Origin of the sequence: Actinomyces denticolens (genome assembly GCF_002072185.1) — a bacterium.
Lineage (GTDB): Bacteria > Actinomycetota > Actinomycetes > Actinomycetales > Actinomycetaceae > Actinomyces > Actinomyces denticolens.
This window is the reverse complement of the sequence record NZ_MVIW01000041.1, coordinates 1-23,903: the sequence shown is the minus strand read 5'-3', so window position 1 is coordinate 23,903 and position 23,903 is coordinate 1. Positions and strand designations below refer to the sequence as shown.

Below are 23,903 nucleotides of genomic sequence, written 5' to 3'. Positions count from 1 at the left end.
CGGCGACCCTGGCCTGGAGCTCCTCGGCCTCGGTCTGGATCTTGAGGCGCTCCAGGGCGGCAAGGCGGCGCAACTGGAGGGACAGGATCGCCTCGGCCTGGGCCTCGTCGACGCCGAGCAGGCCCATGAGTCCGGTCCGCGCCTCCTCGGTGGTCGGCGAGCGGCGGATGAGGGCGATGACGGCGTCGAGGGCGTCGATGGCCTTGAGCAGGCCCTCCAGGATGTGGAGGCGCTCCTCGGCCTTGCGCAGGCGGTAGCGGGAGCGCCGCACGATGACGTCGATCTGGTGGTCCACCCAGTGGCGCACGAAGCCGTCGATGCTGAGAGTACGGGGCACCCCGTCCACCAGGGCGAGCATGTTGGCGGGGAAGTTGTCCTGCAGCGGGGTGCGCTTGTAGAGGTTGTTGAGCACCACCTTGGCGACGGCGTCGCGCTTGAGCACGATGACGAGCCGTTGGCCGGTGCGGCCGGAGGTCTCGTCGCGGATATCGGCGATGCCGCCGACCTGTCCGTCGCGCACGAGCTGGGCGATCTTGTCGGCGAGGTTGTCGGGGTTGACCTGGTAGGGCAGCTCGGTGACGACGAGGCACTGGCGGCCCTGGATCTCCTCGACGTTGACGACGGCCCGCTGGGTGATGGATCCGCGCCCGGTTCGGTAGGCGTCCTCGATGCCGCGCCGACCCAGGATGGTGGCGCCGGTGGGGAAGTCGGGGCCGGGAATGATCTCGAGGAGGGCCTCGAGAAGCTCCTCGCGGGTGGCGTCGGGGTGCTCGAGGAACCACTGGACGCCGCGGGCCACCTCGCGCAGGTTGTGCGGGGGGATGCGGGTCGCCATGCCCACCGCGATGCCCTCGGAGCCGTTGACCAGCAGGTTGGGGAATCGGGCCGGCAGGATGACCGGTTCCTGGTTCTTGCCGTCGTAGTTGTCCTGGAAGTCGACGCTCTCCTCGTCGATGTCCCGGACCATCTCCATGGCCAACGGGGCCATCTTGCACTCGGTGTACCTGGGAGCGGCCGGCCCCAGGTTGCCGGGGGTGCCGAAGTTCCCCTGCCCGGCCACGAGCGGGTAGCGCAGGGACCACCACTGCACGAGTCGCGCCAGGGCGTCGTAGATGGCGGCGTCGCCGTGGGGGTGATAGTTCCCCATGACCTCGCCCACCACGCGGGAGGACTTGGAGAAGGAGGAATTGGGGCGGTAGCCGCCGTCGTACATGGCGTACAGGACGCGGCGGTGGACGGGCTTGAGGCCGTCGCGCACGTCCGGCAGGGCGCGCCCGACGATGACGCTCATCGCGTAGTCCAGGTAGGAGCGCTGCATCTCCATCTGGAGGTCGACCGGCTGGATGCGGTCGTGCTCCTGGATGCCGGTGGGGGTGGTGGTCTCGTCGCTCACGTGGATCCTTCAGTGTCCTTCAGTGCCTTCAAGTGCGTTCAATGCCTTGCCGGGCGGTGGCGTGGGGCCGACGGCGGCGCGCGGGCGCCGGCCGCGGCCATTCAGATATCGAGGAAGCGGACGTCGGTCGCATTGCGCTGGATGAAGGCGCGGCGCTGCTCGACGTCGTCGCCCATGAGGATCGCGAAGGTCTCATCGGCATTGGCGGCCTCATCGAGGGTGACCTGCTTGAGGATGCGGGAGGAGGGGTCCATGGTGGTCTCCCACAGCTCGTGGTCGTTCATCTCGCCCAGTCCCTTGTAGCGCTGGATGCCGCCCTCCTTGGGCAGGCGGTGACCTGCATCGGCGCCCGCGGCCAGGAGCTTGTCGCGCTCGGCGTCGGAGTAGGCGAACTCGTGCTCGGCATTGGACCACTTGAGGCGGTACAGGGGAGGCATGGCGATGTAGGTGTGCCCGTGCTCGATGAGGGGCCGCATGTAGCGGAACAGGAGCGTGAGCAGGAGGGTGGCGATGTGCTGGCCGTCGACGTCGGCGTCGGCCATGATGACGATCTTGCCGTAGCGCAGCTTGGCCAGATCGAAGTCCTCGCCGATACCGGTGCCGAAGGCGGTGATGAGGCTGCGGATCGTGTCCGAGGACAGGGCGCGGTCCAGGCGGGCCTTCTCCACGTTCAGGATCTTGCCGCGGATGGGCATGATGGCCTGGTGCTCGGGGTCCCGACCGCCGACGGCGGAGCCGCCCGCGGAATCCCCCTCGACGATGAAGATCTCGCACACGGAGGCGTCGCGCGAGGAGCAGTCGCGCAGCTTGCCGGGCATGGACGCGGACTCCAGGACGCCCTTGCGGCGCGTGGCCTCACGGGCCTTGCGCGCGGCCACGCGCGCGGCGGCGGCCTGCGAGGCCTTGGCGATGACCGACTTGGCATCCGCGGGGTGGGAGTCGAGCCAGTCCCCGAGCTGGGCGTAGACGGTCTGCTGGACGAAGGTGCGGGCCTCGGTGTTGCCGAGCTTGGTCTTGGTCTGGCCCTCGAACTGCGGCTCGGAGAGCTTGACCGAGATGACCGCGGTCAGGCCCTCGCGGATGTCGTCGCCGGTGAGGTTGTCGTCCTTGTCCTTGAGCAGGCCCTTGTCGCGGGCGTACTTGTTGACCAGGGTGGTCAGCGCGGTGCGGAAGCCCTCCTCGTGGGTTCCGCCCTCGGTGGTGTTGATCGTGTTGGCGTAGGTGTGGACGGACTCGGAGTAGGCGGACGTCCACTGCATGGCGATCTCGAGGCTGATGGCACGGGTGCCCTCGAGGACGGTCTCGGCCTCGAAGTCGATGATCTCGGGGTGGACGAGCTCGGCCTTCTTGGACTTGTTGAGGAAGGCGACGTAGTCGCGCAGGCCGTGCTCGTAACGGAAGGTGTCGGAGCGGTGCCCCTTGGCCGGCGCCGGCGCCTCGGCTCCCGTCCCGCCCTCATCGCCGGCGATCTCATCGCCCTCCTCGACTGCGCTGGGGCGCTCGTCGGTCAGGGTGATCCGCAGGCCCTTGTTGAGGAAGGCCATCTGCTGGAATCGACGGCGCAGGGTCTCGTAGTCGAAGTCGACCGTCTCGAAGATCCCGGGGTCGGGGTAGAAGGTCTGCGTGGTGCCGGTGGCCTCGGTCTCCTCGCCCCGGACGAGCTCGGTGATGGGGCGGCCGCCGTCGGCGAAGGACATGCGCCACACGTACCCCTGGCGGCGGATCTCCGTGTCCACGCGGGTGGACAGGGCGTTGACCACGGAGATGCCCACACCGTGCAGGCCGCCGGAGACGGCGTAACCGCCGCCGCCGAACTTGCCGCCGGCGTGCAGGATCGTCATGACGACCTCGACGGTGGGCTTGCCCTCGGTGGGGTGGATGTCCACGGGGATGCCGCGACCGTTGTCGACCACGCGCACCCCGCCGTCGGCGAGGATGGTGACCTCGATGTGATCGCAGTAGCCGGCGAGGGCCTCGTCGACGGAGTTGTCGACGACCTCGTAGACGAGGTGGTGCAGGCCCCGCTCACCGGTGGAGCCGATGTACATGCCCGGGCGCTTGCGCACGGCCTCCAGCCCCTCGAGGACTGTGATGTCGGAAGCGCCGTAGTCCGCGGAGCCCGCGGTCGCGGGCGAGGCGGGCGTTGCCGGATGAGTCCCCACCCGGGGCGATGCCACGTCGGCGGAAGTGGATTCGGGCACAGAGTTCTCAGAGGCGTCCTGGTCGGGCACGTGCTTGCTGCTCCTCAGTTCTCGCGCCCGCGATGCGGGCGGGCCGGGCGGTGCGGGACGGTGGCCCCGCCGCTTCGCCCGGGGCGGTCGTCGGCATTCCGCTCTCACAGGGCGCTCCTGGGAGGCAGGCCCCTTCCATGGGGAGGGGTACGTGTCAGCGCCTTCAACGCCTTCGACGCGCCATGGGCTTGTCCGAGGCGATCCTATCGCGAAACCATCCGTGAGCCCGACCTCGAGGGGCCTGGCGGAGCGTGCCGGGCGTCACCTCCGTTCCCCCGCTCCGGGCCCCGGGACTCGGCCGGCCCCGGGGCCCGGCGGCAGCCGCACACCCGCCCCGGCGGCGGCGCTGCCGCTCAGCCGTAGGTGTCGCGGGGGCCGCGCCCGCCCCGCACGGGGAAGCGGCCGTGGCGCCAGGTGGGCCCGGCCGGCCCCAGCACATGGACGTCGATCCCGGCGCCCCCGGCCTCCTCGCTGATGCGCCGCGAGATCGTGGGCATCATCAGCCGCAGCTGCTGCGCCCAACTGGAGGAGGAGGCCCGGATGGTGATCCGCCCGGGGTCGAAGGACTCCACGCGCGAGTGCTCGGCGACGGACCTGCCCACGATCTCCTCCCAGCGGGCGGCGACGCCGGCCACCGCGAGCATCCCCGCCCATCCCTTGCGGTCGACCATGCGGGCGAGGTCCTTCTTCGCGGTCCTCGGATCGAAGCGGCTGGGGCCGGGGCGGCCGCGATCGGCGGCCAGCCCGGGCGCGCGGTCCGTCCAATCGACGTCGTCGGGGCCGGAGCCCCCCTCGCCGTCGATGCCGGCGCGGCGCCGACGGGCGTCCCAGGGCGCGGGGTCATCCGCCCCCGCGGTATCGCACGAGCGCATGGGTCCGCGCATCTGACCGCGCTCGAAGGCCGAGGCCCGCACGCGCGACAGGGCGCGCGAGGCGAGAGTCGCGCCGTCCCCGGCGGTGCCCGCCTCACGATCGCCGGGGTGGTCGACGCGCCCGCCCTCGGCACCCGGCCGGTCCTCAGTCACGGGTGACCTCCGATCCGGCGACGTGGAATCTCGCGCCGACCAGGCCCTCCGGCACGTCGGCATCGACGGCGGCCGTGACCAGTACCTGCTGAGCGCCGGCCACCATGGTCGCCAGGGCCTTGCGGCGCTTGTCGTCCAATGAGGCGAAGACGTCGTCGAGGATGAGGACGGGCTCGCCGTCGCCGCCGTAGGCATCGACGTCGTGGCGCAGCATCTCGTAGGAGGCCAGTCGCAGTGCCAGCGCCAGCGACCACTGCTCGCCGTGGGAGGCGAAACCCTTGGCGGGCAGACCGCCGAGGAAGAGGGAGAGGTCGTCGCGATGGGCGCCCACGAGGTTGGCGCCGCGCTCGATCTCGCGCTCGTGGAGCTCGCCCATGGCCGTCTCCAGGCGGGCGGCGACCGATGCGGTGTCGCCGAGCCCACTCTCGGCCGCCAGTGCCTCCTGCCAGGCGGGGCCGGGATCGGGATCGGCGGCGCCCTCGTGAGCCAGGAGGCTGGAGCGGTAGGCGATGCGCGCCTCGGACTGGTTGCCCGAGACGGCCTCGTAGCAGGACTCGACCCAGGGGCGCAGGCGCCCGACGACCTCGATGCGCGCAGCGATCAGGCGCGAGGCGGCCGCGGCGAGCTGGGCGTCCCAGACCTCGAGGGTCGACATCATCGACTCCGTCGACGAGGCGCCCCGGCCCCGGTGGGCGCGCGCCGATCGCAGCAGGCTCGCGCGCTGAGCGAGGATCTTGTCGTGCTTGAGGCGCGTCCCGGCCAGGGCGGGACGCAGCATGACGGCGAGGTCGTCGAGGAAGCGGCGCCGCACCCCGGGCTCGTCGCGCACGAGGGAGAGGTCCTCGGGCGCGAAGACGACGGTGCGCAGGATCCCGGTGAGGTCCCGCGGCCGGCAGGCGCCGCGATTGAGCCGGGCGCGGTTGGCCTTGCCCGCGATGATCTCGATCTCGATGATGCTGGGACGGTTGCCGTGGACCACCCTGGCCCGCACGACGGCGCCGCCGGGCTGCTCGCCGTCGTCCGCGCGGCGCACGAGGGCCCGATCGGCGCCCACTCGGTGGCTGCTCAGCGTGGACAGGTAGGCGATCGCCTCGACGAGGTTGGTCTTGCCCTGCCCGTTGGGGCCGATGAACGCACTGATGCCCGGCTCCAGGCCCACCACGAGGTGCCGATAGGACCTGAAGTCATCGAGTGCCAGGTCGGAGACGTACACGATCGGCGGGAGGGCGAAGCCGGGGCCTCGCGCCGGGTCAGGCGCCGAAGCGGATCGGCATGATGAGGTAGCGGAAGGAGGAGTCCTCCTCGCCGCCGATCGCGCTCATGCCGGTCAGGACCGCGGGCTTGGAGGCGTGAGTGAAGTCGAGGCGCACGTAGGGGTCGGAGATGGCGCCGAGGCCGTCGAGGAGGTAGCCCGGGTTGAATGCCGTGGCGATGTCCTCGCCCTCCAGGTGGGCCACGATGCTCTCGGAGGCCTGGGCGTCGTCGCTCTGGCCGGCCTCGAGCGTGAGGCTCCCCTGGGAGAACGACATGTGGATCGGGGTGGAGCGCTCGGCGACGAGGCTGACGCGCCGTACTGCGGCCATGAGCTCCTCCCGCCCGACGGTGGCGTGGATGAGGGTCTGGTCGGGGAAGAGTCGCAGCACCGGGGGGTAATCGCCGTCGGTGAGCAGGGAGGTTGTGCGGCGCCCACCGGCCTCGAAGCCGATGAGGCCCGAGGAGGTCCCGCCGCCGTTGCTCAGCGCCAGGGTGACATCCCCCGAGGAGGTGAGTGATTTGGCCACATCGGACAGCGTGCGGGCCTTGAGCAGGGCGGTGGTCTCGAGGGAGGAGTCCGACGGCGTCCAGGTCATCTCGCGCACGGCGAGCCGGTAGCGGTCGGTGGCCATGAGGGTGAGTGCCTCGCCCTGCACGTCGACCTGGATGGAGGTCAGCAGCGGCAGGGTCTCGTCACGGGAGGCGGCGATGGAGACCTGGGCGACCGCCTGGGCGAGGTCGTGGGCGTCGATCGTGCCGGCCGCCTGGGGCATGGGGGGCAGCGCCGGGTAGTCATCGGCGGCCATGGCGGCCAGGGAGAAATGCGAGGAGCCGCAGGTGACCATCACCTTGGTCCCCTCGAGCTCGAGGTCGACCGGCTTGGCCGGCAGGGCCTTGGCGATGTCGGCCAGCAGACGCCCGGAGACGAGGACGACGCCCTCGATCTCGATGTCGGCCGGTACCTCGCAGTGGGCGGAGACCTCGTAGTCGAAGGAGGCCAGAACCAGTGTCGATCCGGAGGCCTCCAGCCGCACGCCGGCCAGGACGGGCACGGGCGGACGGGCGGGAACGGAGCGGGCTGTCCAGGTGACAGCCTCCGCGAGGACATCGCGGTCGACCCTGAGCTTCACTGTGGCCCCCTGAGGAGAGTGCGGACAGACAACATCGGCGAGTGTAGACGGTTTGCGCCCGGCGCGCCTCGTGCGCCGGGCGCGGCGATGGGACGTCGGTCCTCCAGGTGCCCGGACTAGGGGGCGGGGCGCCTCGTTGGCCGGGCGTGTGATTCGGGCTCGTGTAGTGAGTTGGTAGGTGTAGTAGGAGGTGTGGATCCTGTGGGAAATGGGATTCCTCGCTGGTCACGGTCCGATGGGGATGTGGAACTACAAAGGAGTGGTTCGGTGCCCCGGGGTACGGCAGGGGTGGAGGGGCGCGGGAGCACCCGGGAGCGACTCACAGCCGGCCCCGGTGAGCGCCACAGGGCGGGGTTGGCGATCCACGGCGCCGATGACGTTATCCACAGAGCTGTCCACAGGCGTGGATCAACACTCAGGAGAACCATTGATCACATGAGTCACATGCGCCTCATATGAGTGGTTGACCCCGTGAAATCAACGAAAACCCATCGCCCACCCTTATCGCCGAGACCGGTCGAAATGGCGATCGAAACCGGTTCAGAGGGCGAGGTGGCGGTGCCGACGACCCCGTCCTCATGTGGGCCTGTGGATAGAGGACCGGTTTCGTTGGCGTTTTCGACCGGTCTCGGCGAAGGGGCGTCAGTCCTGCTCCAGGGCCGCCTGCTTGATACGGCTGGTCATCTCCGTGACCTGGTTGAAGGTGGAGCGGCGCTCGGCCATCTGCTGGCGGATCTTCTTGTCCGCGCTCATGACGGTGGTGTGGTCGCGACCGCCGAACTCCCGGCCGATCTTGGGCAGGGAGAGGTCGGTCAGCTCTCGGCACAGGTACATGGCGATGTGGCGCGCGTGGACGATGAGGCGCGAGCGGTTGGCACTGCACAGGTCATCGACGGTGATGCCGAAGTAGTCCGCCGTCTGCGTCATGATGAGGGATGTGGTGATCTCCTCGCCGGCGGGGTCGGAGATGATGTCACGCAGGACCATCTCCGCCAGGGTCTGGTCGATCGTCTGCTGGTTGAGCGAGGCGAAGGCGGTCACGCGGATGAGCGCGCCCTCGAGCTCGCGGATGTTCGTCGTCACCCGCGAGGCGATGTACTCCAGGACGTCCATGGGCAGGTCGAGTCCCTCGGCCCGGGCCTTGAGTGACAGGATCGCCATGCGGGTCTCGAGGTCCGGGGGCTGGACGTCGGCGAGCAGGCCCCACTCGAAGCGCGAGCGCAGGCGCTCGTCGAGGTTGTTCATGGCCTTGGGCGGCTGGTCCGCGGTGAGGACCACCTGCTTGCCCGCTGAGTGGAGGGCGTTGAAGGTGTGGAAGAACTCCTCGAGCGTCTGCTCCTTGTCCGCCAGGAACTGGATGTCGTCGACGAGCAGGATGTCGACATCGCGGTATCGGCGCTTGAAGGAGTCGAGGCTGCCGTTGTCGCGGTTGTCGCGCACGGCGGCGATGAAGTCGGCCGTGAACTCCTCGGAGTTGACGTACTTGATGCGCATCGTCGGGTCGAGCGTGCGCGCGTAGTGGCCGATGGCGTGGAGGAGGTGGGTCTTGCCCAGCCCGGACCCCCCGTAGATGAACAGGGGGTTGTAGGCGCGCGCCGGGGCCTCGGCGACGGCGATCGACGCCGCGTGCGCGAAGCGGTTGGAGGAGCCCGTGACGTAGGTGTCGAAGGTGTAGCGCGGGTTGAGGGTGGAGCCGTCGGGGCTCGCGGGCGCTGTGGCGGCGAAGGGATTGGACCCGGTGCCCCCCGTCGAGTGCCCGTGCCCGCCTATCGAGAAGTCGGTGCGCCCCGCCACGAGCGACGACGGCGTCGGCTGGGGAAGGGGGGCGCCCGACGGCGCCGATGATGGGGAGAGGGTCGATGGCGATGATCCGTGCTCGACGACGGTGGGGTGGACCACCGGTGGCGTGATCGGCGGCGCCGGGGGGACCGAGGACATGGCGGACATGAAGGGGGTGCCGGCCAGGCCCTGCTCGGCGCTCGGGGCCGACGGCGGTGGCGGGGGCACGGGATCCCCGGAGGTGTCGATCATGACCTCGAAGGGGACCTCCTTGCCCCAGGCGGTCGTGAGCGCCCGGCCGATGGGATCGCGGGACCTGTCGATGATGTCCTTGGCGAACGAGGAGCCCGCGACGAGGACCAGGGTGCCATCGACGTCGATGACCCGGGTCATGCGGATGATGGACACCTTGCCCTGGCCGAGCTCGCCCGAGGCCGCGAGGACCTCGAGAGCCGAGTGCCACTTGGTGACCGCGTCCTCGAGCACGTGGTTCTCCTGAGTGATGATGAACGGATCTAGGCGACGAGCCTAACGCGCGGGGGCCCCTCCCGCCGACGTGGCCCGTTTCTCACCTCCCAGCAGCACAAGGGGTTTGACCCGTCAGAGCGCCGAAACGTATTGTGGTGCGGACGTTCGCGTGGAGTCACGCCCCTCACCCTGGGGCCGCCACCGCGGGCGACAGCGCCGCGGCCCCGCGTCGCGCTGTTCCACGTTTCCGACCAGGAGTATCCCCGTGAGCAAGCGGACCTTTCAGCCGAACAACCGCCGTCGCGCCAAGGTGCACGGCTTCCGCAAGCGCATGAGCACCCGCGCCGGCCGCGCCGTTCTCGCCTCGCGCCGCCGCAAGGGCCGCGCGCGTCTCGCCGCCTGAGGTGCTCCCGGCCGCGCATCGGATGCTGCGATCGGATGATTTCTCGATCGCGGTGAAGTCCGGTGCGCGCAGTGGGAGCCGCAGACTCGTCGTTCACTACCGCGCCGGCGGGGCCGGGGACACCACCCCCGGGCTCGTCGGCGTCGTGGTGCCGAAGAGGCAAGTGGCCAGGGCCACGCACCGCAATCGCATCAAGCGCCGCATCCGGGCCCTCATGCGGGCGCGGATCGGGGGGGTCGAGCCCGGCTCGCGGATCGTCATCCGGGGGCTGGCCGAGGCGGACGGCGCCACGAGCGCCGAGCTCGGTGTCGATCTCGATCGCGCCCTGGCCCGCTGCCGTGATCTGGCGGGAAGGGGACGACGTCGATGACCGACTCATCCGGTGCCCGCCCCTCGCCCCCGGCCCGGGCCGTGGCGGCCTGCGTGCGCGCCTATCAGCGCTGGATCTCCCCGGCGATCCCCGCCAGGTGCCGCTACTACCCGACTTGCTCGTCCTACGCCGTCGAGGCGCTGGGCACGCACGGCGCCCTCAAGGGACTCGCGCTGGCGGCCTGGCGGATCCTGAGATGCAATCCCTGGAGCAGGGGCGGCGTCGACCATGTGCCTGACCGGGGTCAATGGCGCTACCACCACCCACACGACATCCCCCGCTTCGAGCTCGAGAAGGACTGAGCGGGAAGCGCCGGATCATCCGGCAGGCGGTTCCCTCCCGCCAGACGCATACAAGGAGTGCAGATGGACACGATACTGTGGCCGATCAAGGTGGCCATCGCCTGGGTCATGGTCCACATCCACCAGGCCCTGGTCGCCATCGGCCTGCCCGATGGGGCCGGCATTGCCTGGGTGCTGTCGATCGTCGGCCTGACGATCGTGGTCCGCCTGCTCATCATGCCGCTGTTCGTGCGGCAGATCCGTGCTCAGCGGGGCATGCAGCTCATGCAGCCCGAGCTCAAGGCCCTCCAGGAGAAGTACAAGGGCAAGAAGGACCCGGCCTCCCGCCAGCGGCAGCAGGAGGAGATGATGGCCCTCTACCGCAAGCACGGCACCAACCCCATGGCCTCCTGCCTGCCCATCATCGTGCAGATGCCGATCTTCTTCGCCCTGTTCCGCGTGCTCGCGTCCCTGCAGGATGTGGCCGATGGCTCCTACTCCCGCGGATCGATCGGCCCCCTGACCGCCGACCTGGCCGAGCAGGTGCAGGACTCCACCGTCCTCGGGGCGCCGCTGTCATCGTCCTTCATGCAGGCCAACGGCAACTTGACGGTCCAGATCGTCTCCGTGATCCTCATCCTCGCCATGTCCGTGAGCCAGTGGTACACGATGGCGCAGATCACCACCAAGAACATGCCGGACTCGTCCAAGACGGACGACAACCCGATGATGCGCACCCAGAAGATCATGATGACGGTGATGCCCATCGTCTTCGCCGTCACGGGCATCAACTTCCAGATCGGTGTGCTCATCTACTGGCTGGTCTCGAACCTGTGGACCATGGGACAGCAGTTCTACACGATCCACCGGATGCCGGCCCCGGGATCGGAGGCCGAGCGCAACTACCGGGCCAAGCAGAACGCCAAGCGCGCGGCCAAGGGCCTGCCCTCCCTCGAGGAGGAGGAGGCCGCCAAGCGCCTGGCGGAGGCCGAGGCCGCCGGTAGGACCGGAGGACAGCGCGTCCAACCGGTGCGCAAGAACCGCCAGAAGAGGTCGTCCCTGCCGGCCACCGCGGAGGAGGCGTACGCCGCGGCGAGCGGCTCCGGGGAGGGCGTGTCGGATGATGATTCGGCCTCGTCGGCGTCATCGGCCTCGACCAAGCACGGCGGGCTCACCGAGCAGGAGATCGCCCGGCGCCGCTACGAGCGCAAGGCCCGTGCCCGCCAGCAGGCGGCCGCCAAGCGCAAGGCGCAGGCCAAGAAGCAGCGCAAGAACCACTGATCGGGGCCATGAATCGGCCCACCCAGCACCGCACTTCGAAGAAGCGAAAGAACGGATAGATCGTGACTGACAACACTGGCAACACGGCTCCGGCCCCGGCCGTCTCCAACACCGTCAAGCGCCTGGAGGAGGAGGGCGAGGTCGGCGCCGACTACCTGGAAGAGCTCCTCGACATCGCCGATCTGGGCGGGGACATCGACATCGACGTCGATCACGGCCGCGCCTCCATCGCCATCGTCGCCTCGGAGGAGGGCGATGAGCACGAGCTCGCCGACCTCGTCGGCCGCGGCGGGGAGGTTCTCGAGGCCGTCCAGGAGCTCACCCGGCTCGCCGTCCAGGCCCGCACCGGCAACCGCTCGCGACTCATGCTCGACATCAACGGCTATCGGGCGGCCCGGCGCGAGGAGCTGACGAAGATCGCCGCCGAGGCCGTGGCCAGGGTCCACGCCTCGGGTGAGACGGTGTCGCTGGCGCCGATGAACCCCTTCGAGCGGAAGGTCTGTCACGACGTCGTCGCCGCGGCGGGACTGGTCTCCGAGTCCGAGGGCGCCGAACCGCACCGGCACGTCGTCGTCATGCTGCCCGAGGAGGGCGATGAGCCGGGCATCGACGAGCCGGAGGATGCGGAGGGCACTGAGGGCAGTGATAGTGCCGAGGCTGCGGAGGCCGTCGAGGAGAAGCGGGACTGAGCATGGGATCGGGTCAGGAGGCCGGCGGCGCCCTGGAGGATCAGGTCGCCGAGGTCGAGCAGCCGACCGAGGAGATGCGCGAGATCTTCGGACTGGGCTTCCCGGCCGCGGAGCACTTCGCGCAGATGCTCGTGGCCGAGGGCGAGTTGCGGGGCCTGCTGGGCCCCCGCGAGTTGCCGAGGCTCTGGTCCAGGCATCTCGTCAATTCCGCGGCCGTGGGCCCCTTTCTCCCCTCCCGGGGGACCGTGGCCGACGTCGGATCGGGCGCCGGCTTCCCCGGCATCATCGTCGCCATCATCCGACCTGATCTAGAAGTTTCACTTATTGAAACAATGGAACGTCGTGTGGTGTGGCTATCGGACGTTGTCGAGGAGCTCGGCCTCGACAACGTGACGATTCACCGTGCCCGGGCTGAGGAGATGAGGGAGAAGTACGACGCCGTGACCGCGCGCGCCGTCGCCAACCTTTCCAAGCTCGTCCGGTTCACGGCGCCGCTGCTCCGTCCAGGGGCGAGCCTGCTCGCCCTCAAGGGGGCCAAGGCGGACGACGAGGTCCGCGAAGCCAAGTACGTCATCAAGAAGGCGAAGCTCCTCCCTGCTGTCGTCCATGAAGTCGTCACCGCCGGCGACGACGTGACGAAGGTCGTCCAGGTTCAGCGCCCGCGCCGCTGAGTTCGCCTCGCGCCCACCGGTGGTTGGCGGTGCTCCTGCCGTAGACTGACGGGACAGACGGTGCCCCTTGAGGTGCCGTGCGCCGTCGTTGGAGGAGAGCAGCGTGCCGGGATCCATCTTCGATCAGGTCCGAGCTGATCACTCGACACTGAACGAGCTGGCCGAGGGCGGGTTCCAGCCACCGGAGCAGACCCGAGTGATCGCTGTGGCCAATCAGAAGGGCGGGGTCGGCAAGACCTCGACCGCCGTCAACGTGGCAGCCGCCCTCGCGGAGGCCGGGCTCCACGTGCTACTCATCGATGCCGACTCCCAGGGCAATGCTTCCACCGCCCTCGGCGTTCCCCATGATGAGGAGCATGCCTCGATCTACGACGTCCTCGTGGATGGTATGCCGTTCAAGGACGTCATCGTCCAGACGCGCTTCGCCCCCACCCTCTACTGCCTGCCCGCCACGATCGACGTGGCCGCTGTCGAGATCGAGCTCATCAACACCTCGTCACGTGAATCCAAGCTCCGTCTCGCCCTCGAGGACTATCTGCGCTCCCGCTACGAGGAGGGGCAGCCTCGGATGGACTACGTCATCATCGACTGCCCCCCGAGCCTGGGCATCATGACGATCAATGCCTTCGTGGCCGCCAACGAGGTTCTCATCCCCATGCAGGCCGAGTACTACGCCCTGGAGGGGCTGGCACTGCTCAGCCGCTCCATTGAGCGGATCGCGGAGATTCACAACCCCGCCCTCGCAGTCTCCATGATCGCCTTGACCATGTTCGACGGTCGCACCACCCTTGCCAGGGACGTTGAGGCGGAGGTGCGGACCTACTTCCCCGATGCCACGCTGGACACGAAGATCCCGCGCTCGATCCGCGTCGCGGAGGCGCCATCCTTCGGCTCACCGGTGGTTTTCTGGGATCCACGTGCCTCGGGTGCCATCGCCTACAAGCGGCTCGCCTGGGAGATCGCGGACCGCGGCGTCGACGGCTGGCAGATGCGGCGCGTAGTGCGTCAGGCCACCCAGGGCAATCATGATCCCGAGACCGATGATGCGGGTAACGACAACAGCAATGACGCCGGCACGGCGAACAACTCCAAGGAGGCCTGAGCACAGATGGCGCAGAAGAAGCGCGGACTCGGTCGTGGGCTGCAGGCCCTCATCCCGGAGGCCCAGACGGAGGCGCCCGCCAGGCGCCCCACGGACGTGTTCTTCCCTGAGGGGCGCGCTCGCGCCACTCAGGGGGACGAGGGCATGAGGGCGAAGACCGGCGGCGGGAAGATGACCGACGCCGTGGATGTTTCCTCGGCATCCGTGCAGGCCTCGCATCGATCGGCGGATATCGCCGCCACTCTCCTCGCCCCATCCAAGAGGACCTCCAAGAATGGGCGGAGGGGCTCGGGCAATCGGAGCCGCCAGCCCGTGGAGACCACGGAGGAGAGCAGGAGCATCGCGGCGAAGCGGCCGGCGAGTGAGATCGAGAAGAGGGCGGCGAAGGCCATCGAGGATGTTTCACGTGAAACCGCTCAGGAGGACTCCGGTTCTGAGAGGAAGTCAGTTTCACGTGAAACCGATTCCCCAGTAGCCGACGCGGTGGATGCGACGGTTGAACCCGCTGACGTCGAGATCGCTGCCTCACGGGAGCCGGTGAAGGAGGACACTCCGGTTCCGGTGGAGGAGCTCGCTCATGGGCAGGCGGACGGTGAGGACCACAGCGGCGACGGCGCCGACGTCGAGGATTCCAACGGGCTTGTTCCCGTGCCGGGGGCGACGTTCGCAGAGCTTCCCGTGGAACTCATCTCGCCGAACCCGAGGCAGCCACGACAGGTCTTCGATGAAGAGGACATTGAGGAACTCGCTTCCTCCATCAAGGAGGTAGGGCTTCTCCAACCCATCGTCGTGCGTCGCATCGATGATGAGGAGGGCACACGCTATGAGCTCATCATGGGTGAGCGCCGTCTGCGCGCCTCCAAGCACGCGGGAATTGAGACCATCCCCGCCATCGTGCGCTACACCGACGATCAGGACCTCCTCCGCGACGCACTGCTGGAGAACCTCCACCGTGTTCAACTGAATCCTCTTGAGGAGGCTGCGGCGTATCAGGCGCTCCTGGAGGACTTCGGTTGCACTCATGCTGAGCTCTCCCGGAGGATCGCGCGCTCACGCTCTCAGATCTCCAACACCCTGCGCCTCATGAAACTGCCTGGCACCGTTCAGCGACGGCTCGCTGCCGGGGTCCTCAGCGCAGGACACGCTCGTTCTCTCCTCGGGTTGCCTGACCATGACGCGATGGAGAACCTCGCCGAGCGGATCGTGTCCGAGGGACTGTCCGTGCGAGCAACGGAGGAGCTCGTCGCACTTCACGACGAACCCGCTGCCGCCGCGAAGCCGAGTTCTCAGCGCAGTCGCTCACTTCCTCTCCCCGCTCTCTCCACGCGGCTCTCAGATGCCTTCGACACCCGGGTGAAGGTGGTCCGAGGTGCCAAGAAGGGAAAGATCACCATCGAGTTCGCAGGCGAGGACGATCTGGCCCGGTTGGTCGAGGCCCTCGCACCGGGAACCTCCCTCGACGAGGTCTAAATCGTCCAGGAATCTCATACCCGATCATCGCGCCGCCAATCCTCTCGATTGGCGGCGCGACTGTTTCACGTGAAACCGACGAAGATCGTCGACCCTGGTACGCCATAGAACTCGAATACTTGGTTTCACGTGAAACACGGCGCTTCGTGCGACGGCGAGTCTCCTCGAAGAGAGATCTCCCCGGCGCGCCTCAGAGCGCACCGGGGAGATCGTCGATAAGAGGAGGAGTGAGCGTCCGCTAGAGCAGTGGGGCGTGGACGAGGGCGTCGTAGAGGCTCGGAAGATCGCCGTCGGCCTCAGCGGCCAGTGGGAGGAGGCTCGTCTCGGTCATCCCCGGTGTCACATTGACATCGATGAACCAGGGCGTGCCGGCCTCATCGAGGATGAGATCGGTTCTGGAGACATGGCCGAGCCCCAATGTCGTGTGGACGATGACAGCGGTCTCCTTGAGCCGTTCGATCGCGGCCTCCGAGAGCCTCGCCGGGACGAAGTACTCGGATCGGCCCGGGTTGTATCGTGCGTCGAAGTCGTAGGCCCCCTCGGACGAGACCTCGACTGGAGGGAGTGCACGTGGACCCGAGCCCGTATCGACGACGGACACCGCAACCTCGGTGCCGGCGACATACTTCTCAATGAGAGCGCGCTCGTCGTAGGCGAAGCAGCCCACCATGGCTGAGCGGAGCTGATCAGCATCGGATGCGAGGGATACGCCGAGGCCCGACCCTCCCTGGTTCGGCTTCACCACAACCGGAAGCCCGAGGTGATCAGTGACCATGCCGAGAACATCCTGTGCCCCCATCTGAGCGAAATAGTCCTTCGGAAGAGTGAGGGAATCAGGGGTGAGGACGCCCCCGGCGCGTGCGGTCGCCTTGGCCGTTGGCTTGAAGGATGCCCGCTGGCATCCATCTGAATGCGTACCGACGTAGGGCAGCTCGAGGCCGATGAGGACGTTCTGAAGCCCACCGTCCTCTCCGTGTCCGCCGTGAACCAACGGCCATACAACGTCCGGGCCGAAGGCTCGCAGTGAGGAGATCATTCGGGCATCGACATCGAGGACGATGACGGAGTGACCGAGGTGGCGAAGCACTTGAGCGACGCGATTCCCGGAGCGCTGGGACACCTCTCTCTCATGGCTGAGGCCACCGGCGAGGACGGCGATGCGGAGCGGCTCTGGCGACGTCGTGGTTGTCATGGAACTACCTCAGATCTGGTCGGGGGCGGGAGCGGATACACCGGGACTCGGCTCATGATGAGCCGGACCGAAGAGCTGGATGAGCTCGAGATCGCGGGCCACGACTTCTGAAAGTCGACGAACCCCTTCCCTGATCTCCTCCGGCTCGGGGTAGCAGAAGGAGAGCCTGAGGTGGTCCTGGCCGGATCGGCCGCCCGCGAAGAAGGCCGTCCCGGACACATAGGCGACGAGGTTCGTGACAGCCCTGGGGAGCATCTCCTTGGCATCGAGGCCCTCGGGGAGCCCGAGCCAGACGTAGAAACCACCGGCAGGAGTGTTCCACGTGCAACTGGGGAGATGCTCCTCCAGGGCGTCGATCATGGCGTCCCTGCGCCGGCGGTACATCCCGCGGAATTCGGCGATCTGCGCGCGCCAGTCGAACTGATCGAGATAGGTGGAGATCGAGTACTGACTCATGGAGGACGGGCAAAGGATCGCTGCTTCCGAGGCGAGTTTCATCTTGTCCCGGATCGCGGGTGGCGCCACCGCCCAACCCACGCGGTAGCCGGGAGCAAAGATCTTCGAGAATGAGCCGAGGTAGACGACGTCGTCCGGTGCGATCGTCTTCATCGCTGTGTAGGTCTGCCCTTCGAATCCGAGGAGTCCATAGGGATTGTCCTCGACGATGAGCACGTGGTGCCGACGGCAGATCTCGATGACTTGGGGGCGCCTCGCCTCCGAGAGTGTCACCCCTGCGGGGTTGTGGAAGTTGGGAAGGCAGTAGAAGAACTTGACGGTACGGCCCTGGCGCTTGAGTGCTTCGATGCGCTCCTCCAGGGCCTCTGGGATGACGCCCTGGGCATCGATGGGGACCTGTTGCACGTCGGCCTGATACGTGGCGAAGATGGAGAGGGATCCGACGTAAGTGGGTGCCTCGGCGAGCACCACGTCGCCCGGGTCGATGAACAATTCGGTGATGATGTCGACAGCCTGTTGAGATCCGGTGGTGATGATGACATCCTCTGGATCAGCTTCGATCCCCTCCAGAGCCATAACCTCCGGGATCTGCTCCCGAAGACGGGGTAGGCCCTGCCCGTTCCCGTACTGGAGCGCCTTCCCCCCATCCTTGCGGAGCATGGTCGCCGTGGCATCGGCGAGTTGGTCGAGGGGCAGGTCCTTGAGATTGGGCATGCCGCCGGCGAGCGAGACGACCTCGGGACGAGCCGCCACGGCGAACAAGGAGCGCGTCTCCGAGGCGCGCAAACCATGGGCGCGCACTGCGTAGTTGTCGAGCCAGGGATCGAGCCGGTTCCCTTTCACATGCTGCGGGTCAGTCACGTCATCGTCCTTTCCGGGCGGGCAGCCTTGCTGTGATCCAAGTCTGCCACGCCTGAGGACCGCCTCGGCCTCCCTCGTCCGGGCAGGAAGAGGGCCGTGTTTCACGTGAAACACGGCCCCGCTGCGGTATTGCGATAGCCCCGGTCATCGGCCATCGCCGAGCGGTATCGCTTCGGAGGAGTGATTCGCTCGGCGAGTGGTCGATGTGTTTCACGTGAAACGGCTGGGAGTGGTTTCACGTGAAACACGAACCATCCTCAGGGTTGGCGCAGTGCTGATCGCGCGATCAACTTGCGCAGCTCTTCCTCGTCATTCGGGATCGTCGCGACATGCTGCTCCTTGGTGAGGAGCTCTTGTATGGCCGCAGAGGGCTCGGGGACCTCACCGAGGGCCTCCTCCACGGTCTTGGCGAACTTGGCTGCGAGAGCCGTCTCCATGACAAGCGTTGGGAAGCCCGGTTCCATGTGCCGCAGGGCCACGGTGAGGCCGTCGGCCGTATGAGGATCGACGAGTCCTCCCATAGCCCTGTGCACGCGCCGAATCGTCGTCAGGCGATCCGCATGCGTGGACGTGCCGGAGAGGAAGCCGAAGTCGTCGTGCATGGCCGCGAGGTGGTCGGTGAGATCGAGCGAGCCCGTCGTCTCCAGAGACATCCAGCGAGTGGTGAACTCTTCAGGACCGAGGAGTTGCCACACGAAACGCTCCAGGTTCGAGGCCCGCGAGATGTCCATCGAGGGGCTCGAGGTCGCCAGGGTCTCGGCAGCTGAGCGAGGGCGGTAGACGCCGGAGGTGAAGAGCTCATCGAGGACATTGTTCTCATTCGTCGCCAGGATGAGTCGGCGGATCGGCAGCCCCATGGTCCTGGTGAGGTGACCGGCGTAGATATTGCCGAAGTTCCCGGAGGGCACCACCACATCCACATGGAACCTCCCCCTCTCCTCCGGGGAGGCGCTGTCGGAGGCGCGCAGCCAGGCCCACGTGTAGTAGACCGCCTGCGCGACAATGCGGCCTATGTTGATCGAGTTGACCGCACCAAGGCTGTGCTCGGCCTTGAAGGCGGCATCGTTGCTGAGGGCCTTGACGAGCGCCTGGCAGTCATCGAAGACCCCGTCGACCGCGATATTGTGGATATTCGCATCGGCCAGGGAGTACATCTGCGCGCGTTGCACGTCGCTCATCCTCCCGGCCGGCGAGAGCATGAACACTGCGACCCCTTCCTGTGCGCGGAAGGCGTGCTCGGCGGCCGAACCGGTGTCACCGCTCGTCGCTCCGAGAATGTTGAGAACCTTCCCATCGCGCGCCAGGACGTATGGGATGGCCTGACCCAGGAACTGCATCGCGAGGTCCTTGAATGCCATCGTGGGACCCTCGGACAGCCCGACCAGAGTGAGGCCGGGAACGACGTCGTCGAGCGGTTTCAGTGGAACCACCGGTGCTGGGAAGCGTGAGGGATCATAGGCCGCCGAGACGATCGCGCGCAGATCGGTTCTCGGGATGTCGGTCGCGAAGAGACCGATGACGGCGGCAGCCAGCGCGGCGTAATCGAGAGAGCGCCACTCCTCGAGGAGGTCCGCGGTGATCGTGGGAATCGAGGCGGGAACGGCCAGCCCCCCGTCGGGCTCGAGTCCCATGAGGAGTGCTTCGGTGAAACTGGTCGATGGTGCCTGGCCGCGGGTGGAGATGAACTGCATGCTGCGCCTCGCTGGTCGAAGTGGGATGGGAATCGTGCCCATCGTAGGGCGAGGCCCGCCTTTGGGATAGCCGATGCTCATCGCGTCATGGATGTTTCACGTGAAACAACGCCATACGTAGAATAGATCTGAATTATGGAAATAATAGATAAATATAATTAATGAAATGCGGACGAGACCTCCTCTCCCCACCTGATGAGACAGCGCCGCGCCCCCTGCCCCGAGCAGGGCAGAGGGCGCGGCGCCTGGAAGAGGCGGCTTTGCCGGCCGTCACGCATGTGCGGAGCATGCGCTCCTGCGCGGTCGGCGTCAGCCGAGGGCCTTCTCAATCTCCTTGAGGAACGCCGGCTTGGGACGGGAGCCGGAGAACTGGTGGACTGTCTGACCGCCCTTGACGACGGCGAAGGTCGGGATGGAGGTGATGCCGAAGGACTGGGCGATCGACGGGTTCTCGTCGATGTCGACCTTGACGACCTTGAGCTTCTCACCGAGCTCATCGGCGACCTTGTCCACCACGGGGGCCATCTGGCGGCAGGGCCCGCACCAGGGCGCCCAGAAGTCGATGAGGACGGGAAGCTCGGAGGTGGCGACCTCGGCCTCGTAGGTGGCGTCGGTGACGGCGAGTGCGTTGGACATGGGATCTCCTAATGAATGGTCGGTGAGAGTGGAGCGGAAATGGGTGGTCAGGCGGTGAGTGAGGCGATGTAGTGCTCGGCATCCAGCGCGGCACGGCAGCCCGAGCCGGCGGCGGTGATGGCCTGCTGGTAGGTGGCATCGGCAACGTCGCCACAGGCGAAGACCCCGGGGATGGCCGTGCGCTGGCTGGGCGCATCGACGACGATGTAGCCGGCGTCGTCGAGCTCGAGGACCCCGGCGACGAGCTCGGAGCGCGGGATCTGGCCGATGGCGACGAACAGGCCCTCGGCTGGGATCTCACGGCGCTCCCCGGTGACGGTGTCCTCCAGGGTGACGGACTCAAGAGCATCCTGCCCGCCCAGTGCGACCACCTTGGAGTTCCAGGCGAAGGAGATCTTCGGGTCCGCTTCGGCGCGAGCGGCCATGGCGGCGCTCGCCCGCAGCTGGTCGCGGCGGTGGACAACGGTGACGGAGGAGCCGAAGCGGGTCAGGAACGTGGCCTCCTCCATCGCGGAGTCGCCGCCCCCCACGACGACGATCGGCTTGTCCTTGAAGAAGAAGCCGTCGCAGGTGGCGCAGTAGGAGACGCCGTGGCCGGAGAGCCGGTCCTCGTCGTCGATTCCGAGCTTGCGGTACTCCGAGCCCGTGGAGATGATGACGGTGCGAGCCTCGTAGACGGCGTCGTCCGTGGTGATGCGCTTGATGTCACCGGTCAGGTCCAGTGCGGTGACGTCCTCGTAGCGGATGTCCGCGCCGAAGCGCTCAGCCTGCTCCTGCATGTGATTCATGAGCTCGGGACCCATGATGCCCTCGTCGTACCCGGGGTAGTTCTCCACCTCCGTGGTGTTCATGAGGGCGCCCCCGGCTGTCACGGAGCCGGCGAGCACAACGGGGTTCAACTGCGCGCGCGCGGTGTAGATGGCGGCCGTGTAACCGGCGGGTCCGGAGCCGACGATGACGACGTCGTGGATCATGACTCTCCTGTGTGCGAGTGATAGGGCAGCGGCAGCTGTTGCAACCAACGATGAAAACCGCTTGTTCCCGCCCTCTCGCCTATCGAAGGGTGATCTCGGTGATAGTGGCCTTGTTCTTGCCGTCGTCGGGGGCCACCGGCAACTCGGTGATGACGATGGCGACCGTGTCCGTCGTGGTGGCGTCGAAGGAGAAGGAGGTGGTACCCGAGGTGAAGGGGCCCTCCGCCAGCACGGTGCCCCCCTGGGGGTCCTGCGCGCTGGTGGCGCGGATCTGGACGTGACCGCCCTGGCCGGTGCCCTGGAGGTCGATCCCGGAGACGGGAGCGGCCTGCTGCAGGGTGACGGCGATGCTCACATCGCCGAGTCCCGTGGGCTGATTGGCCCACTGGGTGTACCAGTCCTTGGAGGTGTCCCCATCGACGAGGCGGCCCTCGAGCTCGGGGTGCTGGCCGCTCAGGCTCTTCGCGCCGGTGATGGTGATCGGCGCCTGGGGGCCGGGCGCGTCCCCTCCCTGGCCGTCGCCGCCGGGGGCGGCTGCGGCGGTGGATGGCACCGTGCGCGCGGCGGGCACCTCCTTCTCCATGAGGGGCACGCCCAGGAGCTGGAGGATATTGGTGATCGCGAAGTAGGCGACGACGAGCACGACGGCGAGCAGCCCGACGATGATGCCCGTCGAGACGCGACTGTCGGTCTCCGAGTCCTCGTCGTCCTGCGAGCCGTCATCGATGTCATCGATGATGCGGGGCAGTGAGCCGGTGGTGTCGAGAGGCTCGAGGAGCGTCGGCGCGGGGCGGGCGGGCAGGAAGGCCGGAGCGGGGGGCGGCGGGGCCGCCGCCCCGGTCGACGCCCCCGGAACCGCCGGCGGGAGCGGAGCCGCGCTCGTGGTGGCCGCAACAGAGCCCTGGGCCTCAGCACCGCCAGTGGGGCCAACGGCACTGACGGCCCCTGCCGAGGCCGCGGAAGTGGCGCCGAGCGGTGCCGGCGTCGGCGGCGGTGCGGGGGCGGCGGGCGCCGGTGCGCTGGGGGCGGCGGCGATGGCCTCCGCGGCGGAGGCCGCGCTGGCGCCGGACCTCGAGCCCAGGGCCCCGGCGCGATTGGCCGACAGACCGCGCAGGCGGCCGAGGACGGTCTTGGCGACCTCGGCCGGGGCGGGAGAGGCGGCCGATCGGGGCGATGACTGGGGCACTGCGGGGGCGGTCTGCGCCGCCGGCTGCCCCAGTGCCGCAGGTGCCTGGGGCACGAGGCCCTGCAGGGCGGCCGTCTCCCAGCGACCGAGCTGGTGGGCGACCTCGGAGGCGGAGATCGGTGCCTCATCGGCGAAGGACTTGGCGGCGAGATCGTCGAGGTCCTTCTCCGAGGCGAGCTCGGGCACGAAGGATGAGGGACGGGCGGGCACTCCCTCGGAGGTGGGCGCGGGCGCGATGCCGGCGCGCTTGCCCGGCCAGCGGCGCGTCAGCCCGAAGTAGAGGAGCTCGACGAGCGAGCGGGCGTCGGCGCGATCGGAGTCGAGCGGATCGCCACCGGACTTCTCCAGGCCGAGCGCCGCTGCCTCGATGCCGACGCCGGAGAGCCGCACGGTGCCATCGGGCAGGACTCGCACGGACTCAGGGGCGAGGTTGAGGTGGTGCAGGCCCCTGCGGGAGGCCGCCTCCAGGGCCTGCGCGGCCTCCCCGACGATCGCGCGGACCTGGGCGGGGCTCAGGCCCTCGCGCACGAGGGAGCCGAAGGAGCGTCCCGCGACCGCCTCGGTGACGATGAAAGCGGGGTTACCGCGCTCGACGTCGTAGACCCTCTGCAGTCGGGCATCATCGATGAGCGCCGCGCGGGAGGCGGCATCGAGGATCTCGTCGCGATGCGGCGTGGCGCCGCTGAGGGTCAGGACGACGACTTCACGCCCCAGGATCGCGTCGCGGCCGAGATGCCGCACGATACGGGGCAGGGTGGCGGGCATCGCGGCCGTGAGCGCGTAGCGCCCCGACCCGATGGGCTTCGCCTGATCCATGCCGTCCATGCGGACACTGCCTCCCGTGCTCTCGGCTATCTGTGGGTTTGGACTTATCGTAGCGGGCCTTGGGGCGCTGACCGCGAACGAATCGGGGCCCGATGGGGAGACCTGCCCTGCTGGGGCTCCAGACGGCGGGATCGTCGCGGGTGAGAGGGGGCCGGGGAAGGCAAGCGCCGGCCCGGTGGCGAATGCGCCGGTGCTGCCCGCCGGGGCGAAGGACGGCGGGAGGGTGGCGGGGGGCTCGCTCGTGGCCGGCGCGCCCGCGACGGGGACGATGGGGGGCTGAGGTGCGGGCCCCGCTGGTGCCGTGGGCGCCGCGTGACCGGGTAGGGCGGGTCGGGCCATCGGCCGGCCCTGCGGCTGCGGCGCGCTCGCCCCCTGGTCGTGCGGCGCGTGCGGTGCGCTCCCGTAGGACGGCGCCTCGGCCGCGGCGGGCATCCCGGTAGGCGCTCCGGTGGGCCAGGTGGCGGTGCGCGCCGCGGGTGGCACTGATCCCGGGAGCGGCGGCCGCGGCGTCGACGCGGCGCCGGGCATGGCCGCC

20 protein-coding genes are annotated in these 23,903 nt (G+C 68.4%); 8 read left to right on the top strand and 12 right to left on the bottom strand.

What is annotated here, in order from left to right; translation table 11 throughout:
• The 6 genes from B1H55_RS10455 to dnaA all read right to left on the bottom strand — a co-directional run.
• Positions 1-1,393, bottom strand: a 1,393-nt coding sequence (locus B1H55_RS10455) for a DNA gyrase subunit A (protein ID WP_276205183.1), incomplete at its 3' end; no start/stop codon positions are given.
• A gap of 101 nt (positions 1,394-1,494) precedes the next feature.
• Positions 1,495-3,555 carry a DNA topoisomerase (ATP-hydrolyzing) subunit B gene (gene gyrB / locus B1H55_RS10450; RefSeq protein ID WP_077240976.1) on the bottom strand — a complete coding sequence of 687 codons (2,061 nt, stop codon included), beginning with the start codon at positions 3,553-3,555 and terminating at the stop codon, positions 1,495-1,497.
• A gap of 422 nt (positions 3,556-3,977) precedes the next feature.
• Entirely contained in the window at positions 3,978-4,649 is a 672-nt protein-coding gene (locus B1H55_RS10445; protein ID WP_231952670.1) for a DciA family protein, read from the bottom strand.
• Complete coding sequence (gene recF / locus B1H55_RS10440) at positions 4,642-5,862, bottom strand: DNA replication/repair protein RecF (RefSeq protein ID WP_077240794.1); 1,221 nt, start codon at positions 5,860-5,862, stop codon at positions 4,642-4,644. Before recF ends, B1H55_RS10445 begins: the two co-directional genes overlap by 8 nt.
• 37 nt (positions 5,863-5,899) lie before the next feature.
• Entirely contained in the window at positions 5,900-7,033 is a 1,134-nt protein-coding gene (gene dnaN, locus B1H55_RS10435; RefSeq protein ID WP_073452740.1) for a DNA polymerase III subunit beta, read from the bottom strand.
• Positions 7,034-7,675: 642 nt separating this feature from the next.
• Positions 7,676-9,298, bottom strand: coding sequence for a chromosomal replication initiator protein DnaA (gene dnaA / locus B1H55_RS10430; protein WP_077240795.1), 1,623 nt, complete (start codon positions 9,296-9,298; stop codon positions 7,676-7,678).
• A 247-nt stretch (positions 9,299-9,545) separates the two neighbouring features.
• Between dnaA and rpmH the strand changes: the two genes are divergently transcribed.
• The 8 genes from rpmH to B1H55_RS10390 all read left to right on the top strand — a co-directional run bounded on the left by rpmH (position 9,546) and on the right by B1H55_RS10390 (position 15,547).
• Positions 9,546-9,683, top strand: a complete 138-nt coding sequence (gene rpmH, locus B1H55_RS10425) for a 50S ribosomal protein L34 (RefSeq protein WP_017177846.1) — start codon at positions 9,546-9,548, stop codon at positions 9,681-9,683.
• Position 9,684: 1 nt separating this feature from the next.
• Entirely contained in the window at positions 9,685-10,053 is a 369-nt protein-coding gene (gene rnpA, locus B1H55_RS10420) for a ribonuclease P protein component (protein WP_073452736.1), read from the top strand.
• The gene (gene yidD, locus B1H55_RS10415; protein ID WP_077240796.1) at positions 10,050-10,355 is read left to right on the top strand and encodes a membrane protein insertion efficiency factor YidD; all 306 of its coding nucleotides are present in this window, start codon (positions 10,050-10,052) and stop codon (positions 10,353-10,355) included. Before rnpA ends, yidD begins: the two co-directional genes overlap by 4 nt.
• Before the next feature lie 63 nt (positions 10,356-10,418).
• Positions 10,419-11,615 carry a membrane protein insertase YidC gene (yidC, locus tag B1H55_RS10410; RefSeq protein ID WP_077240797.1) on the top strand — a complete coding sequence of 399 codons (1,197 nt, stop codon included), beginning with the start codon at positions 10,419-10,421 and terminating at the stop codon, positions 11,613-11,615.
• A 62-nt stretch (positions 11,616-11,677) separates the two neighbouring features.
• Positions 11,678-12,304 (top strand): Jag family protein, encoded by a 627-nt coding sequence (locus tag B1H55_RS10405; protein WP_077240798.1) that lies wholly within the window; start codon positions 11,678-11,680, stop codon positions 12,302-12,304.
• Between the two features lie 2 nt (positions 12,305-12,306).
• Complete coding sequence (rsmG, locus tag B1H55_RS10400) at positions 12,307-12,975, top strand: 16S rRNA (guanine(527)-N(7))-methyltransferase RsmG (RefSeq protein WP_073452730.1); 669 nt, start codon at positions 12,307-12,309, stop codon at positions 12,973-12,975.
• Positions 12,976-13,078: 103 nt separating this feature from the next.
• Positions 13,079-14,077 carry a ParA family protein gene (locus tag B1H55_RS10395; protein WP_077240799.1) on the top strand — a complete coding sequence of 333 codons (999 nt, stop codon included), beginning with the start codon at positions 13,079-13,081 and terminating at the stop codon, positions 14,075-14,077.
• 6 nt (positions 14,078-14,083) lie between these two features.
• Entirely contained in the window at positions 14,084-15,547 is a 1,464-nt protein-coding gene (locus B1H55_RS10390; RefSeq protein ID WP_077240800.1) for a ParB/RepB/Spo0J family partition protein, read from the top strand.
• 238 nt (positions 15,548-15,785) lie between these two features.
• On the opposite strand, the gene B1H55_RS10385 is transcribed toward B1H55_RS10390, so the two are convergent.
• The 6 genes from B1H55_RS10385 to B1H55_RS10360 all read right to left on the bottom strand — a co-directional run bounded on the left by B1H55_RS10385 (position 15,786) and on the right by B1H55_RS10360 (position 23,368).
• A complete protein-coding gene (locus B1H55_RS10385; RefSeq protein WP_077240801.1) occupies positions 15,786-16,739 on the bottom strand; it encodes a D-alanine--D-alanine ligase family protein in 954 nt (317 codons plus the stop codon).
• 9 nt (positions 16,740-16,748) lie between these two features.
• A complete protein-coding gene (locus B1H55_RS10380) occupies positions 16,749-18,056 on the bottom strand; it encodes an aminotransferase-like domain-containing protein (RefSeq protein WP_077240802.1) in 1,308 nt (435 codons plus the stop codon).
• Positions 18,057-18,313: 257 nt separating this feature from the next.
• A complete protein-coding gene (thrC, locus tag B1H55_RS10375; RefSeq protein ID WP_077240803.1) occupies positions 18,314-19,747 on the bottom strand; it encodes a threonine synthase in 1,434 nt (477 codons plus the stop codon).
• 309 nt (positions 19,748-20,056) lie between these two features.
• On the bottom strand, positions 20,057-20,383 hold the full coding sequence (gene trxA, locus B1H55_RS10370) for a thioredoxin (RefSeq protein ID WP_073452718.1): 327 nt from the start codon (positions 20,381-20,383) through the stop codon (positions 20,057-20,059).
• A gap of 47 nt (positions 20,384-20,430) precedes the next feature.
• Entirely contained in the window at positions 20,431-21,357 is a 927-nt protein-coding gene (gene trxB, locus B1H55_RS10365; protein WP_073452716.1) for a thioredoxin-disulfide reductase, read from the bottom strand.
• Positions 21,358-21,436: 79 nt separating this feature from the next.
• A complete protein-coding gene (locus B1H55_RS10360) occupies positions 21,437-23,368 on the bottom strand; it encodes a protein kinase family protein (RefSeq protein ID WP_080461724.1) in 1,932 nt (643 codons plus the stop codon).
• Positions 23,369-23,903 lie beyond the last annotated feature (535 nt).

Coding starts and splice junctions, on each gene's coding strand:
- yidD (WP_077240796.1), top strand. CDS start 10,050: ATGACCGACTCATCCGGTGCCCGCCCCTCGCCCCCGGCCCGGGCCGTG.
- yidC (WP_077240797.1), top strand. CDS start 10,419: ATGGACACGATACTGTGGCCGATCAAGGTGGCCATCGCCTGGGTCATG.
- rsmG (WP_073452730.1), top strand. CDS start 12,307: ATGGGATCGGGTCAGGAGGCCGGCGGCGCCCTGGAGGATCAGGTCGCC.
- B1H55_RS10390 (WP_077240800.1), top strand. CDS start 14,084: ATGGCGCAGAAGAAGCGCGGACTCGGTCGTGGGCTGCAGGCCCTCATC.
- B1H55_RS10385 (WP_077240801.1), bottom strand. CDS start 16,739: ATGACAACCACGACGTCGCCAGAGCCGCTCCGCATCGCCGTCCTCGCC.
- thrC (WP_077240803.1), bottom strand. CDS start 19,747: ATGCAGTTCATCTCCACCCGCGGCCAGGCACCATCGACCAGTTTCACC.
- trxA (WP_073452718.1), bottom strand. CDS start 20,383: ATGTCCAACGCACTCGCCGTCACCGACGCCACCTACGAGGCCGAGGTC.
- trxB (WP_073452716.1), bottom strand. CDS start 21,357: ATGATCCACGACGTCGTCATCGTCGGCTCCGGACCCGCCGGTTACACG.
- B1H55_RS10360 (WP_080461724.1), bottom strand. CDS start 23,368: ATGGACGGCATGGATCAGGCGAAGCCCATCGGGTCGGGGCGCTACGCG.